The organism is Bythopirellula sp., from assembly GCF_041737835.1.
Lineage (GTDB): Bacteria > Planctomycetota > Planctomycetia > Pirellulales > Lacipirellulaceae > Bythopirellula.
This window is the reverse complement of the sequence record NZ_JBGSQY010000021.1, coordinates 153325-168837: the sequence shown is the minus strand read 5'-3', so window position 1 is coordinate 168837 and position 15513 is coordinate 153325. Positions and strand designations below refer to the sequence as shown.

Below are 15513 nucleotides of genomic sequence, written 5' to 3'. Positions count from 1 at the left end.
GGAATAAGCTACTTCCGCGTGCTTTCAGTGCGCAAATGCGCGTAGGCTGGGATCGCCAGGTCTTGAATCGGCCGGGCGTCGTCATCGATCATTTGGGCCCACATGCGATTCATTTTGGGCGTGTCGGCCAAATAATCGTAAATGATGTGGCTGCGGCCAACCTCGTGGGTGACATCAATATATTGCACCCGTTTGCCAGCCGTGCCCAGCTTTTCAATCTGCGGTATCCCCGCCAATCCCAGGGCATCCATCCGGCTATTCTTGGTGCTTAGCTTAAAGAACTTCATGGCCGGGTCTTGCTTGTTGGTAACGACGACCATGCGTTCCACTTGTGAGAGTGCTTTCTCATGAACTTCGCCGGGCTGCAACCAATCGGCATCGAAGGCGGCCGCCATCAACGCCGTCCGAACCGGGGGACGGTTCGGATGCAGTCGCTTCGCAAGTTTGAGCGTTCCTAAGGTTCCTCCCCCCAACAAATGGGTTGCACCGCTCACGGCCCGAGCACCGTAGCTGTAGCCCATCATGGCCACGGGCGTTTCCGCGGGAAGCTGATCCAAGAACCAGGCCAACTGCCAGGCCACGGGGTTCGTGCGAACCGCTTTGACCTGATAGTCCTTAATCAAACCCGGAATTTGCGACGATGGCCAAGACCAAATAATGTAACGCAGCGGCAGCCCACTGGGGCGGGCACCAATCAGCGATTGATATACGGCCATCCCTTCGGCGGCATCGACCCCTTCCGAGACGCGGTTGCCGTGGACATACATCACGGTCTGTCGCTTGGCGTTAGCAGGAAATTGTAAATTGTGCCAATCATAGGCCACCCAGGTCGGCTGCCCCGCGGCATCAAATGTTAGCCGCCAGCAATCAAGCTCGCGGTCCATGCGGTTAGCGTCGCAAGTCGTGCCGAGTTTGCGGGTGCTGATGAGCAAAATTTCGTCGGCTTGCGGCGGCGCAGGAGGGTCGGCAATCGACGCGCCGAAACACGGCGCAGCAACAAGCGGTAACCAGGCCGCCATAAATAACGAGACGAAGCGGCGGCCAATCGCTGGGCGCAATTGGATCAACGCAAACATGGGAGGTTCCATCCAACTTCAGGTTTTCGGCCGCGGGAGTTCCACCAAATGTGAAGCGGCAACACAACGAAAAACGTGCCTGAACGACGCATTCCATTGTGTCGGATCGTGCCGCTTGGCCTTGGCGTACGGGAGTGCCTTGGCCGTCCTCTGCGGTTATAGAAATGTAGCATTCTTTCAACGTGCGCGCCGGGAAAATGTTGCAAAAAATTTTCGTGTTGCGTTTGCACATCGCTGGGTGTGTTGTAGAGTTGCTTGACCTTAATGTTTCGTAGTTGGTTTTAGGATTGGGAAGGCTTTACGGCCACTCGATCACACTTGCGAGACCCGTGCGATTGCACCAAACGTTGCAATCGCACCCCCACCAACAATCCCGCCACGAAACTCTCCACACTTCACCCGCCACGGGTGCCAAGGAGACTCCGATGAGAGCGAATGTAATGATTGCGCTGGCGTTGGCCGCTGTAACGGCTGCCAACACCGGCTGCTGTAGCCGTACCCGTAACTGGCTCCACCGCGGATCCATTTGTGGTACGACGACAGTTCCCCCGACAACGATGGCCACCCCCGTCGCGTTGGGAACCCCGTATGTCCAGCCCCAGATGATCGCACCCGCACCGCAGATGATGATGCAGCAGCCCAACTGCCAATGCGTCCCACAGTGTGTGCCGCAATGCGTGCCGATGTGTCCCCCCTGTTGTTGTGATCCGTGCGCCTCGATGTGCTCGCCTTGCTGCGAGTCGTCCGGTAGCTGGTCGGGTGGGTACATGGACAGCGGATGTTGTGAAGGAGCGGCTCCTGCAACCGGGTACGAAAGTGGCACCACCATTGGGCCCGCTACCCCGCAGCCGTCGCTCAGTCCCGGCACGACTTACGGCCCACCGAGTACAACGCCGCTGACTGGACCTGATCCAGGACCATCGAGCCGCGCGAACTACCCGGAACCCGCGAAGTCGACCGACGAAAACTAAGCCGCTCCGCGTGACTGCTGCAGAGAGCTCAAGCTCCCACCACCCAATCGCTGGGTCTGCCGCGCACGCCGAGCAATCGCCAAGCTGCGTCCCCTCCGCAGTCCTGGCGACGAATCAACGTGCAAACCTATCTTGCGCCCGCTCGGCCGTGCCATCCTGAACACGGTCGAGCGGGTTTTTTTGTGGCTATTGCTGGCCGAGAAGCTCGGTTTCTGGAATTGTTCCAAGCTACAATTAAAGGTAGCTCCATCACTCCTGAACAGAGAAACCGATGTTTGCACGATTGTTCTTCGCCTGTTGGCTTGCGCTGGTTTTCACTCAAGTCGCATTTGCCCAACTCACTGCAACCGACACCGCGGCCGATCCCTACCGCCAATATGGCGACACCGTCGCCGTGCGCTACAAAGTCGGCGCCTCGGTCACGGCCATTGCCGGTCCTGTGAAAGACGTCATCGCGATGGTGGCGGTCCCCTTTGAATGCGACGAACAGGAAGTGCTCGTCATCGACGAAGATATCTCGCCGGAGATTGACTCGGTCGACTACCGCGTTCTCAACAAAGGTGCCCGGCAGATGGTGATCAATATCCCGTACCTTCCGGGCGGGGTTGAAGCGCACGCGCTGCTGACGTTTGAAGTCCGCACCAAAAAGATCCTGCCGCCGGATGAGAAGCTCACGGCCGAGTTGGTTCCTCCGAAAAAGCCCGACCGCGATCTCAAACGCTATCTCGGTCGCAGCCCGTACATTCAATCCAGCCATGGCAAGATTCGCCGCACGCTCAAAGAGATCTTCGCCGAGCCGAAGCCCGATAAGAAGAAGTCCAACGAAAAAGAGGACGAAGAAGAAACCAACAGCGATGCGGTCGAAATCACCGTGTTCGACGACAAAGTTGAAACCGCCGAGTCGGCCGAAGAAAAAGTCGCCGACGAAATTGATCCCGCCAACATGACGACCTGGCAGCGGATCGAAAAAATCTACGACTACGTGCAACAGAATATCGAATACGAAGAAGGCGAAGACCACAGCGCGGTCGAAACCTTGCAGCGCGGCAAGGGCGACTGTCACGACGTGAGTGCCTTGTTCGTGGCGTTATTGCGGGCCGACAAAATTCCGGCGCGGATGGTTTGGGTCCACGAGCACCAATACCCAGAATTCTGCCTGCAAGACGCCGAAGGCAACCTGCACTGGTTCCCCTGCGAATCGAGCGGCATGCGAGCCTTTGGCGAGATGCCCACGGCGCGCGTGATCATGCAGAAGGGCGACAACTTCGACGTCCCCGAACGCCCCCGCGATCCCTTGCGCTACGCCAGCGACTACCTGATCGGCAAGCCGGTCCCCGGCAGCGGCAAACCCAAGGTTCGCTACATCCGCGAAATGCTCGACCGTCCGACCGGTGGACTCGAGGCGATGCCAGAACAGAGTTTCTAACCACGAAAGACACGAACTACACGAAAGAAATTGAATAGGTATTTGAATTAATTCTTATTTCGTGTCTTTAGAGTATTTCGTGGTAAATCTCTTACCGCGCGAGCGCCTCGTCGAGCGCGGCTTCCAGGCCGTTCGTCGACGTGCTTGACCACGTCGCGCGGCCGTCCTTGCCGAAGACCACCATCGTGGGTAGCACGCCTACGCCCAACATGTCGAGCGTGGGATTCGCCCCGTAACCCACCGGCCAATCGAAGCCCTTGACCGTGCCGACGAACTGCTCGATGCTCGCGCGGCTCGATTCGTCCTCGGGAGTGAGCCCCACGAACTCGACGCCCAGCTCGGGATACTTTTCGTAAAGCTTCGCCAGCTTCGGCATCGATGCCCGACAAGGGGGGCACCACGTCGCCCAAAAATCGACGAGCACGACCTTGCCCTTCAGATTCTCCCGCGTCGGAATTGCGGAACCTCCGGTCGCTGACGCTGACGGCTCGCCGACATTCAACCAGCCCTCGGCCATCAACTCCGGCAGCTGCGTGCCGACGGGAACCAGATTCGTCGCGCCCCCGCCGGAGCGGAAGATCGTCACCAGCACCACTAGAATGAGCGCGATGCCGACGATCTCGCCGATTCCAATCCCCGGCTTCTTATTTGCCATGATTTCTACCCAAGTAATTTCATAGAAAAAGCCACAGAGCTCACAGAGCAACACAGAGAATTAACTCTGTGACCTCTGTGCACTCCGTGGCTAATCTTAGCAAATCCGTGTTATCTGCGTTCTATTTTTAAGAGCGTTTCCGACGAACCGCGAAGCCGCCGACCAGCGACAGCAGCAACACCATTGACGAAGGTTCGGGCACGGAAACCAAATCGGCAACCAACGCCCCTGGCAGGCCCCAACGACTCTGAATGAGCAGGAAGTCCCGGCCATCGACGTCGCCATCGCCGTCCGCATCACCGAAGGCGCTCAAATCGGGTGGCGAAGTCCGGCCATAATTATCCTGCCAAATCAACAGGTCGGCTCCATTGACGATGCCATCGCCGTTGAAGTCGGCACCGAGGGGCGTGGGGGCCAGTCCCGTGAAGGTGGCCAACACACGGTTGGTGTCGACGGTAATATCCCAGATGCCGCCACCGGCGGTTGCCGTGGGACTCGCAAACGTTCCAAAGATTCCATCCGAAGCGGACAGAATCTGATAGGTATCACCCGCTTGCGGAAAAATGCCGGCCGAATAATCGAGCGACAACGTCGCGTTGCCCAGATCGATGGCACCGGTCACGTCGAGCGTGCCCGCTTCTGGTCCGACGGTCAGGCCCAGCACGTTCCCGGCTGAGAACGTTAAATCACCCACAACCAATGTGGCACTATCGGACATTACCAACAAATCGCCGCCACCCCCGAAATCGATTGGTCCATGGATCGTCGTATTGCCACCAACGGTGATCGTGCCGTTGTTCTCAAGTCCAGCGGGAAATCGCATCACGGCATCGCGGGCGACGATCTCGAAGTTATTCACAACTTCGGAGAGAAACTCCATTTCACCCCCCAACGATTCAATGGTGCCGAAATTATCCACGAGTCCCGTCACAATCAGCTCTTCCCGAAGATTGGCCGTGCTGGCCGCGTTGCGGAGTTCGCCTTCCGGCAAGATAGCGAGCAAGCCGTCGATCATGCCGTCGCCTTTGATGACGCCATTATTCAAGATGGGTGTCTGATTCGTGACAGATGTCCCCGTTTGGACGCGCAAGGTTCCCCCGGCAAGTTCCACGCGACCGTTGGTATTGATAATCAACTCATCTTCTTCAAAAGGACTTTGAGTTGTGTAATTACCAACCTGCACGATGGCTTGATCGCTAATCTCCAACACGCCGAAACCTTGTTCGTCGGTGTCTGTCAAATCATCTCCAATCGTCAAGCTACTCTGCGTGGTCCAGCGTGAGCCAAGACCAGTAACTGTCACGCGCCCCGTCGGTTGCGAGACCGAGAGAAACGGACTCACCGGATCAAAATCGGGATCAGCCACGCCAATCGTGGCATCACCAATCGTAACCATGTTGCCACGGTTGGTGACGATAATCGAACCATCCCCTTCGCGACCCACCATCAGATACGTCGACTGCAAACGCGAACCAAACCCGTCGACCGTAACGATTGCAGCCGAGCCGCTCTGATATCCCAAATACAAGAACGCACTATCAGCCACGGGTGAACCGCTACCGTCATCAGCATCTGTGCTAATGAAGCGTGCCCCCGCCAAGAGCGACATGAATGCCAAGCCTTGATCGCCGATGATCGACGTTCCACGCACTTCCCATTCGGACCCAAGTCCCGTGATGACGACTTCGCCGATCGCACTCGGTCCTTCGCCGACGATGGCACCAATCGTGTCGGCATTGGTGCCCTGAGAGACCAAGGGCAAAGTGAAGGCCGGCACGTCAATCACCAACCGTCCGATACCGTCTTCACCAGTGCCGACGGTAATTAAATCCGTCGGAATCGGCTGATCGCTGCCATCAAGCGGGCTACCGAACAGCGGCAGATCAGGATCAGTATCCGGATCTACGTCGCCGAACGCGACCACCTCTGCGTGAGACGTCGCAGCAAATCCTCCCATGATGCCAACCGCAAGCAGGGCGGCTAACAGGTGGAGCGGCGAAAATTGAAAATGAATCCGTCGAAAATTCGTAAGCATGAATCCCTCTTCTCATTAAATTAGGGATTGATCCTGCCCAAGGACCAATCGGCAGAGCGCCCACTCTACCACCTTCTATCATCCTCACGGCCCGCGAGGGTGTCAATAAAATAGTCGTTAGGTATTAGTCGTAAGTCGTTATTAGCGAGGGATTAGAGACTAGGAATTGGGGGACTGGGGTGAGAAATATACCGATTATTCGTCTCCCCTCTGGTCATTTCGCAATCCACTTACTGCCTTAGCCCTAAAACCCGAGCCCCAAATCTCCAGTCCCCAGCACTACTCCGTCTTGATCTTCCGCCGGAGGCGGATCATCTCGCCGATGTTGTGGTTGGCCCCCGGCTCGAACGCGACGGGAATCGTGCGGTCGACGATGGCAAACTCGCGCACCCGTTCCACCTCGCCCGTCTCGATGCCCGCTTCTTTGCCGAAGCGGTAACCGTCGGGATAGACACGGTTGTAAACTTCTGGGTCATTTCCATATCTAGCTTTGTCAGCTACTGCAGACCAAGGTTCGACTTCTTCCACCTCGAAGAACCCGACCGTCACCCAGATGGCAAACACGTTGGAGCGCGTGGTCGTTATGCTCGACAATCGCGAGATGGGTGAGTAGCGGAAGTAGGGGTTACGGTTAGAGTCACGGTGTTTGTACGCTGTCGCGTTGGTCGTTTCTGTGACATCGGCGGAGAATAGCGGTACTCCAACGGGGTCTGACTGAGGAATGGGTGTTGAGTTATTTAGAGGTGCTTGGCCCGTTGTTCGCATGAAAGTGGATTCGGTCTCGTTACGCAACAATGCAGGTAATGGGACAAAACCGCCGGTCGAGCCTGGCCGGAATGGATTGGCAAATAAGGTAGGCGAATTGGCATTCAACGTCGTTGGTCCGTCTCCTAACGTTCCGTAACCACGACGCACAGAGGCAAATCCATCATCATCCATAACAGGGTGACCAGAACTAGTACCATCACGCTTCGCACTACCATGAAATAAACCGTGCCATACAGCACCGTTGGCAAGCGTATTAATGTTCACCTTCCCTGGTTCACGCCGGCTTGCGATCTTGTTGAACGGCGGCTGCAAGCCGTAACGCGGATCAAGCGGGCTTGTGACCGGCGTGCTGCCAAACGCCATCGGGTTGAGCCACGTTTCGTTCCCCACGTACATGCTGGGGACGCTCACAAAATCCAGCACGCGATGCAAACCAGCGATGCCATCACCCGTTGGCGTGTTGTTGCTTGATTGGGTCCGGAAGAAGTTCATCAAATGCCCAAAGGGACCATCCTTGATTGGCAAATATTTAACGAACAGCGGAAAATATTTATTGCCATAAGTATTGATCGGCGTGTTCACTCGGCCTGAGAAGACTTCGTTCTTGAGGTTGGAATCGACCGTGCCAGCAGCATTCCCCGCGGCAAGCAAGCTGAACGCCCGCAAGAGTTGCGACGAACGCATCGCCGGGACAAAGAGCAATTCCCCCGCATTGGCAAACGGGCGATTGTTCCATGTCAGCCAGGGGAAAGGTTGATTGGGCGTGACTTTATCACCTCCAACATAATTTTGCGTGAATCCTTGATTCAGGTGCCCCAAAGAGCAATCCGGCATGGCATTGAAGAAATGCCCAGACCCTGCGGGAAAGCGGCCATTATCCCGTGGACGTTTGCCCGAAGTTTCAACGTTGTAGGGATTCGCGTTATTGTGACTCGTCGGGACATTGGTTTTGTTCTGGGCGTTATAAAGAGTCTTCGCTAAATCCGCCGGGTCGTTCCGCCAGCCACGTTCCACGCTTGATAGTTCACCAGAGATTGCTGGGCTCGCGCCGAAGTTCGATTCCGGATTGACCGAGTTCTGCACGATGGCCGAATTGATCATGCCGTTGAACACCGACAGATTGACCGAACTGTGATCGATCGTCATGTAAGGGTTCACAGGCCGGTTTTGATCGTGGCCTGGCTCGCCCCGTTCCGGATTGAACGGCAACAGAGGATTAGCCAATCGCTGTAAATATATCCAGCGGTATCCTTGCACGGTGCCATAATTCTTCAAATCGGGATCGAGTGGCCGCACCGCCGTTTCGTTGTCGTCGAGCGGAATATCAAACGGTAACGGCGTCGAGGAGTTCGGGCCGTTTACATACCAACCTTCGACCTCCGGTCCACCGGAGGGAATATTGGTCGTCGACCACAAGCTGCCCAAGTTTGGCAAACGGGTGGGATAGCCGTTGGCCGGTTCGGAGAACGTGAAGGCGCGGTCCGCCGGTCCTTGCACCGTGCCATCTCGCGTGCGGTCGATGACGCGATTGATGATCGCCACGTCAGCCACATACTGGTGGCTGTTGTAGGCAGGTGTTTTTCTGGGACTGGCATCAGTGGCTGAATTGAATACGGCAACGGGTGCTGGCGACGCACCAGCGGTGTTATTCAAATCAACATCAGCACGGAGTTCAATTCGACGACCGATCTTACCCGACTGAACTGGATTGTTATTCACAAACGTCAAACCGACGGGCGAGCGAAAGATGCCGGAGTCGGGTGCCGTTTCGTCGCCGCTGCCGACAACTAGATACGATCCCGGCCGCACGGGCCGAATGCCCAAATCGGTGAAGAATTCTACTCCGTCGGTACTATCTAGCGATTGATAGGAGTTATCAGGAAAACCATATCCCACGGGGTATTGAGGACTCAGATTCTGAATGACGGTATCCGTCGGGGCGAAGTAGATCGTGCGATCCACCTCAGGCCGATTTACTGCCGGCAACGACTCACGATCCTCGGGATCATAGAACAGCAACATCGGATTCAGATCGGGGCCATAAGTCAGGCCATCCTTCTTGCGGTTGCGGACCACCTGGATTCGCCATACAGGAGAACGACGTGAATTGTTATCAGGATCAACCGCCACGGCGCTAAGATTCACGCCCAGATCTTGCCCCGGCACGACGTTTGGCTGATTGCTGTTGATGTTGAACCCCTGCACGGCGTGGGTGTCGGCGCTGGCCCCCCCGCTCGCGGCATTGGGATTGTAAAGCTCAATAAAGGCTGCCCCCTTGGGACGGTATTGCGAATCGAGATGTGGGTCACGCTTCTTCGGATCGCTGTCTTCCAAAGTGCCCGGCTCGGTTCGAGTTCCTATATATAGTGGATCGATCTCTTCCCGCGCGGTGTCGGTGGTGCGTCGGTCGTGCCAGGCCAATGTTTCGGTGATCAACAAGTCGGGACGCTCCAGCCCCCACACGACGGCCCGTTGGTTAGCCACGTCGTCGTCGGCATTGCCCTGCGTGTTGTCAGGTCCAAAAGTGTTGGCCGCGTTGCCGTCGACGCCCCAACCGTCGAACGGATTCTCGTCATACTCAAACGCCGTCATAATGTTGTCGGGATCGCGGAAATCGACGGCATTGATCGCCCACTGCGCCAACTGCCGGGCTTTGATCTTGCTCGCTTGGGGAAGCGTGCCACTGGTATTGAGTTGGAACGGATCGACAAGAGCATAAGCCAGCACATACAAATGCCGCGCGAGTAACTGCCGACGATAGTTGTGCAGGTTCACACGACCGATGTGCGTTGTCGGATTACTGAAGTTCTGTTCCGTCATAGATAACGTGCCGTCGCCGTCTAAATCGATAGCATTTTGAAACGCTCCAGCGGCACTGCGGAATGCATCTTTCGCGGTGTTGGCCGCTTCGTTCGGGTTGAGACGAGCGTCGTCGAATTGCCAAAACGGCCCCTCATCCTCGCCTGGCTCATCCACAACACCGTTGTTGTCGTCGTCCTTCCCGTTGCCGATCGGTCGGTTGAGATCAAGCTTCAAGCCTGCCATCATCTCGGGGGCGATCAGCATCCGCATTTGACGTTGGATGATAGGTAAGCGCGTAGGATTCGCCGCGTCTTGGCTTACATGCCAGGGAGGGTTCTGCGAGATACGCAGACGATACTCCACCAAATCAGCAAATGTAGCATTGATCGGTTGACGACCCATCACGTTATCAAAGTCGTCCGACTGGGCGTTGCCTGCCGCCTCTTTCGCATTATTCAGACCGAATCGCACCCAGGAGGGCAACTGTACGCCCGGTTCTGGCAGGTCATAGCTATCGGTCGTCAGCAGTGTCCGCCAGATGTTGAGATCATTCAGAGGCACATTGGGTTGATCACCCTTCAAAAGTTCAAACAACCGCGGCGAGAGAGTCCCCGCATCGAGATCGTAAGCTCGTAGCAGTCGCTCCAACTCGGCGACTGAGAACGGATTGTCCACGCTCGTCCCGTCGCCACGGGCACCTGTTGTGGAAAGATCGAGTTCGTAGGGATTGTCTTCCACGAGCGAATGAGCGTTGCTGTCGGCGGGCGTCCAGGTCGTCACGAACTGACCAAAGTCGTTCAGCGCGGTGCGATAACGGCTCCGCAAGTCGGGGAGCGTTCCAAAATTGCTGCGAGCCACGATAGGCGAACTATCGGCTTGGAAGGGAAAGCCCTGCATCTTCAATTGCGCCGAGAGTTCGAATGCGTTCTTGGTGCCTGGTTCGTCATCGATTTTTATCAAGTCAGTAAGGCCATACCGCCCTGCTAAAAAAAGATCGGGATCAGCGTCATTATCGATGTTTCTGCTCTCGCCTCTCATCAAGCGTTCATAAGTGTTGGCATTAAGTAATTGTCCCAAATCGATCTCGGCGACGCCAAAACCTTGACCTCGGGGGACTTGGTTCCAAGTCGTGCCCGTGACAGGATTAATCAACGGATCAGGAACAACAGCGCCCCCACCAATTCCCGCCAGCTCCCGCGTGCCGTGCGCGTTGACATTCAACCGGCCATCCATGTCGAGGACCATGATCGCGGCGAGCGGTTTGACGAGCCGGCCCTTCGAGCCGACCATCACCGGCGCACCGAAGTCGACCCACACGCTGTCGCGCACTCGGTCCATGTCGTTGTCGACGTCCCACGGGCCGTAGATCATGCGGGCGAGTCTTTGTCGGTCATTCACGCACGCAGCCAGCTCGGGGTTGCTTCCTGTAAAGTCCGGATGATCGAGCCAGTTGGGCCGCAGCAACACTTTCCGAAGCATGGGATATGCCTCACCGAGAGTCGACTGTTCCCACACTTTACCGGGAGTAGAGAAAAATGTTGGATGTTTAGCCCAGTAATGAATTAACTCAGGACGATGAAAAGAGGGAATGACGAGTGATCTATCGTCATCACCATCGTTCCCATCCCCTGGATTGCCATCGCCGTTATCATCATCTGGATTTCCGTTGTATCCGAATTCCCGATCGATCCCTGGATCAGTCAGAACAGTGTGTTCCGGCGCATTGAAGTCATAGATAGCAGTCTCACCCGGATTCGGCGCCGTCCAAGCCAAGAACATATTCTGAAAGTCCGGCGCATCGTACGATTCGTCGCTGCCGCCGAGGCCTTCAAAACCTAAACTGTTGAATAATGTTTGCTGCTGCACGGGCGTCAGCGTCGTCCACTGAGGATGAAAATAGTTCGCCGTGCCGTTGACCACCAGATTCGCAGCATTGAAGAAAGGGGCGTTCGGCATCAAGGCAATTTCAAATTCCGGCGTACCGGAAGGAAAGACAACTCTTTCCTTTGCGCCTGATTTCGGATCATTCGCGGCCAACGTCGGATCGGGATTGTACCCCGCACCCGTGCCGTTGAATGGCCGGCCGTTGATGAGAATCCGCGAGCCGTTAATGACTGAAGGATCCAATAACGCGATGCCATCGGGACTCGTCACATTTAGCGTGCGTAAGCTCACAATGTTATTCGTTGGGTTATTAAAATAGCCAACAATCCGCGTTGATTTGCCTTTCGCCGGACCATCGAGAAAAGTCAGAATCGATCCATTCAGTGCCGAATCTGCAACCGGCAAGCTCTGAACCGTTCCATTTAATGGTGCTGGCATGCTTTGAGAGTGAGGGATCCCTTGAAGATCGAAATACGGAGCAACATCTGTGGTTGCAAAACGGAACTCAATGAACTGCTGACCGGTTACCTCTCCAACAGGAGTGTAGGGAGCTGGTAAGAAATTAGGGGTCGTTCCTGCGAATCCCGCGGAGTTTGGCAGGATGGTTGCCACCAACCCTTCCATGCCATACAAATCCCGCAGCAAACTGTGGAATCGCAGCGAGGAATTTTGGTTGGCCGTATCACGGATGATTTGGTTGATCACCTCAGTGAGAAAGCCGTCTTGCGAGGCTTGCAGGTTCTTGGCTTCGCCGACTTTGGAATAGGTTTTGTTCGCGCGGCGGTATTGGTTGCCCGACATGATGAAGGCCGTGCCGATCATCAGAAACAGCGTGAGCATGCCGAGGATCACGAGCAGCAAAACGCCGCGGCGGGAGGAGTTGCGAGAAGTGAGTAGCGAGCCACGAGTGCCACGACTCATGCGCGCCTCGTTACGTGGACCTCGTGAATGTCTTTTCTTTACTATCATCATTGCCTCTTCAAACACAGGTCGCCAATTCTCCCGACCTGCTGTCGCTTTTCTCAAAACTCGAAACTCGCAACTCGAAAACTCACTCCACATCCACCTGCATCACGCGGGTGTAGGCGTCGATCGCACCGGGGAGAAACAAAACTTGCAGATTGGTGTAAGAACTCTTCGGCCAGTCGGGTCCTTGCACCATCATATAGCGTCCCGTCATGCCAGTAGCAGGTGTTGCCGGACCCATCGTCGCAATCGGCGTGTTCTCATCATCGATCGCTTGAACTTTGTACCACTTCATCATGAAGGCACCTGTGAGCTGGTTGACACCCATCACGGCGATCCAGTTGGTTGGCTTAATTCCATCGAGGGCCGTTTCGATGGTTTCGTTGTCGGACGGGTTGGCGTCGTAAATGGCCAGTTCGCTTTCGTTCAAAAACTCTCCGGCAATCAAGCGCTCGCTGCCCGTGCTGCCGGCGATAGTGGCCGAGGGGACGACATCGCGTTTGTAAAACACAACGGTCGTGACTTCGTAGAAGCCATCTTTGATATTTGCGGCAGGCTGCAGACCCAATAGGGCCCGACTGCTGGTGGGGACGACGGTCGCCAGCCAGGAGTAATCGCCCGAGTAGTTGCGGCTGAGAAGTTGATCGTCTGTGGGATCGTTCGGGGTATTGTTCGGATCAGCCTTGGCCCAGCGCTGAATGCTCGGCCGATCCCCGGCGTCGGGCTGCTCGACGGACAGATCATCGCGGAGGCGGAAGATGGTTTCGGCGGTTCGTGGATCCAAAGGCCCACCATTTTGCGGCAAAGTCATGCGACGTACTGGCCATGTGGTACCGGCGAAACCAAAGCCTGCCGGCTGTAAATTGTCGACCCACGGATTGGCGTCGTTATCAAGTGTCGGGTAGGTGTATATGGCCGAAGGAACAATAGGCGCATTCGCCGCTCCCAACGGATCAATCACAAAAGCATGACCTGGACCAAAGGCAGAGACCGGCGGGCTTGGAATTGGCTGAACAAATCCTCCAGCGACATTTAGCAGAGGCAGCATGTTCGTGTTGGGTGGAGGAGCAATCGAATTTCCGTAGTACCACAACCGCGGTCGCAAAATCTTTCGCGCCTGAAGTTCCTCGAACGCGAGCTGAGCCAAGCCGCTGCTGCGGTCGCGTTTGTCGCCTTCGAGGATATAGTGGCTCGCGACGGGAAAGATCGCCGCCACGCCCATCAGGCCGAACAGCAGCACGAACATCGAAATCAGCACTTCGATGAGGGTGATGCCGGAGCGAGGGGGGAAGGGGGAGAGGGGAAGGGGGAAATGATGCGCGCAGCGAGGACGGTGGAAATGATTTCCGCCATCCGCCATCCGCCTTCCACCCTTAACTAGCAATCTCATCAATGCTCCTCACTATGCCCGCCGTGGGCGAGCTCGTGCGCGGCTTCGATTTGGAACGCCTTCGTCAGCATGGCTCGCGCATAGTCATCTCCGCCTAGATTGTTGATTTGCGTTTGGTCCAAACTCTGCATACCTGCAGTCACATAGTCCCTCGTATCATCTTGGAAGTCGACACCACGCGGGTCAACAAACGCATTTTGGCTGACAGCCAACCGACCATCGTTGCCGTTAATCATTAGCCAGCGGCTATCCGGGTTGAGCCAATTGACTTTGTCCTGCCGGTCGCGAAATTCGTCGTCGGAAAGACGCTTGTTATCGCCCCAATCCATGTAAAGTTCCTGCGGAGGATTACCATTTTCAACCCGTCCCAAGAGGAAGAACACACGCGACACACTTGTGAGGCGATTGCCGTTGACCCAGACACTATCGATCCCACCGTTGGGCGAAAACATGACACCAGCGATAGTCGGAACAATTTTGGTGGAATCGGGATAAGTACTAGCAAACAATCCTCCATCAGATCCTTCAGCTCCGGAAGCTTGCATGTCGATCACAACTCCCGCAGGCAACGGAAATGGCGATTCGACGGACGTGATGATACGTTCTTTGGGGCTTCCAGCAGTACGTTCAGCACCGATCGGCTGGCGATGTATGCCGTAGGTGAAAATGCTAACTTGTTGCGGCAGGGGTGGAACTTTCGTGCCTTGCTGCACTTCTTCAAGGCGAACACAAACTAATGTATTCTTAAACTCGTCGGTTCGTTCAGCGGGATTTAAAAACCATACCCCATTGGGAAACTCTCTCATTTTAAGATTGCGCCTGTCGTCGACTATCACAAAGCGATTTCCCTCGGCTTCGATAATATCTCCGAGTTGAAACATGTTAGACGGTAGCGAATCTTCGTTGTTTCCACCGATGGGCACGGCCAACTGTGTTTGGACTGCATAGAGACGTGCATCGAGGTAAGCAGGAAAACGAATTCCCGCTTCCGTACCGGCATACAGCTCAGGCGGCTTACTGGGATCAGGCAATCCGGTAGTCGGATCAATCGGCATGGCCTTGACTGCTACTCGTGACAAACTGCTACTGCCAGGATAAGCAGGGGGGACAACCATCTGAAACGCTTCCAGGGCCACGCCACTGTTCGACCCCGTCTCACGGAAGCCAACGCCAACGGGACGACCCAAACGGGCTGCCTCGGCTTGGGCCTGCATGAAATAAGTTTGCATAGTGCGGCTCGCCTCGGCGATCTTGCGGGCATCGTTATTGGGCGACACCAACGGCAACACCCCGGCCACGAGCGTCACGAGAATGACGATCACGACCATCAATTCGATGAGGGTCATGGCGAGGCGCGAGGTGTGAGGCGCGAGGCGCGAGTTATCCCCCGCCACGTTCACTCGTAACTCGCAACTCAACACTCGATACTTTTCTGCGTTCATGGTTTCACTTGTTCCTCCGTCAGGACAAGCCTGACGGCTCGGTTCTGCACGCCCCTGCAGTGTTTTTTCTTTAGCGATGCAATCATCGCGGCTAAATA

At 55.8% G+C, this 15513-nt stretch carries 9 protein-coding genes; 2 read left to right on the top strand and 7 right to left on the bottom strand.

Annotated elements, in window-relative coordinates:
- Positions 1-8 precede the first annotated feature (8 nt).
- Together AC6T8Q_RS05400 and AC6T8Q_RS05395 are read right to left on the bottom strand one after the other, a co-directional pair.
- On the bottom strand, positions 9-1076 hold the full coding sequence (locus tag AC6T8Q_RS05400) for a hypothetical protein (protein WP_500678097.1): 1068 nt from the start codon (positions 1074-1076) through the stop codon (positions 9-11).
- Positions 1077-1374: 298 nt separating this feature from the next.
- Positions 1375-1845, bottom strand: a complete 471-nt coding sequence (locus AC6T8Q_RS05395; protein ID WP_500678096.1) for a hypothetical protein — start codon at positions 1843-1845, stop codon at positions 1375-1377.
- On the opposite strand from AC6T8Q_RS05395, the gene AC6T8Q_RS05390 reads away from it, so the two are divergent.
- Both AC6T8Q_RS05390 and AC6T8Q_RS05385 read left to right on the top strand, forming a co-directional pair.
- Positions 1844-2047 carry a hypothetical protein gene (locus AC6T8Q_RS05390; RefSeq protein WP_500678095.1) on the top strand — a complete coding sequence of 68 codons (204 nt, stop codon included), beginning with the start codon at positions 1844-1846 and terminating at the stop codon, positions 2045-2047. The genes AC6T8Q_RS05395 and AC6T8Q_RS05390 overlap by 2 nt on opposite strands.
- 271 nt (positions 2048-2318) lie before the next feature.
- Entirely contained in the window at positions 2319-3473 is a 1155-nt protein-coding gene (locus AC6T8Q_RS05385) for a transglutaminase-like domain-containing protein (RefSeq protein ID WP_500678094.1), read from the top strand.
- A gap of 91 nt (positions 3474-3564) precedes the next feature.
- Here the strand turns inward: AC6T8Q_RS05385 and AC6T8Q_RS05380 are convergent, their stop codons facing one another.
- From AC6T8Q_RS05380 to AC6T8Q_RS05360, 5 genes are all read right to left on the bottom strand, one after another.
- Entirely contained in the window at positions 3565-4128 is a 564-nt protein-coding gene (locus AC6T8Q_RS05380; RefSeq protein ID WP_500678093.1) for a TlpA family protein disulfide reductase, read from the bottom strand.
- 127 nt (positions 4129-4255) lie between these two features.
- A complete protein-coding gene (locus AC6T8Q_RS05375; protein ID WP_500678092.1) occupies positions 4256-6163 on the bottom strand; it encodes a dockerin type I domain-containing protein in 1908 nt (635 codons plus the stop codon).
- A gap of 279 nt (positions 6164-6442) precedes the next feature.
- Positions 6443-12538, bottom strand: coding sequence for a hypothetical protein (locus AC6T8Q_RS05370; RefSeq protein ID WP_500678091.1), 6096 nt, complete (start codon positions 12536-12538; stop codon positions 6443-6445).
- Positions 12539-12668: 130 nt separating this feature from the next.
- Positions 12669-13973, bottom strand: coding sequence for a type IV pilus modification PilV family protein (locus AC6T8Q_RS05365; RefSeq protein ID WP_500678090.1), 1305 nt, complete (start codon positions 13971-13973; stop codon positions 12669-12671).
- Positions 13973-15415: a hypothetical protein gene (locus AC6T8Q_RS05360; protein ID WP_500678089.1), complete on the bottom strand. Its 1443-nt coding sequence runs from the start codon at positions 15413-15415 to the stop codon at positions 13973-13975. Before AC6T8Q_RS05360 ends, AC6T8Q_RS05365 begins: the two co-directional genes overlap by 1 nt.
- Positions 15416-15513 lie beyond the last annotated feature (98 nt).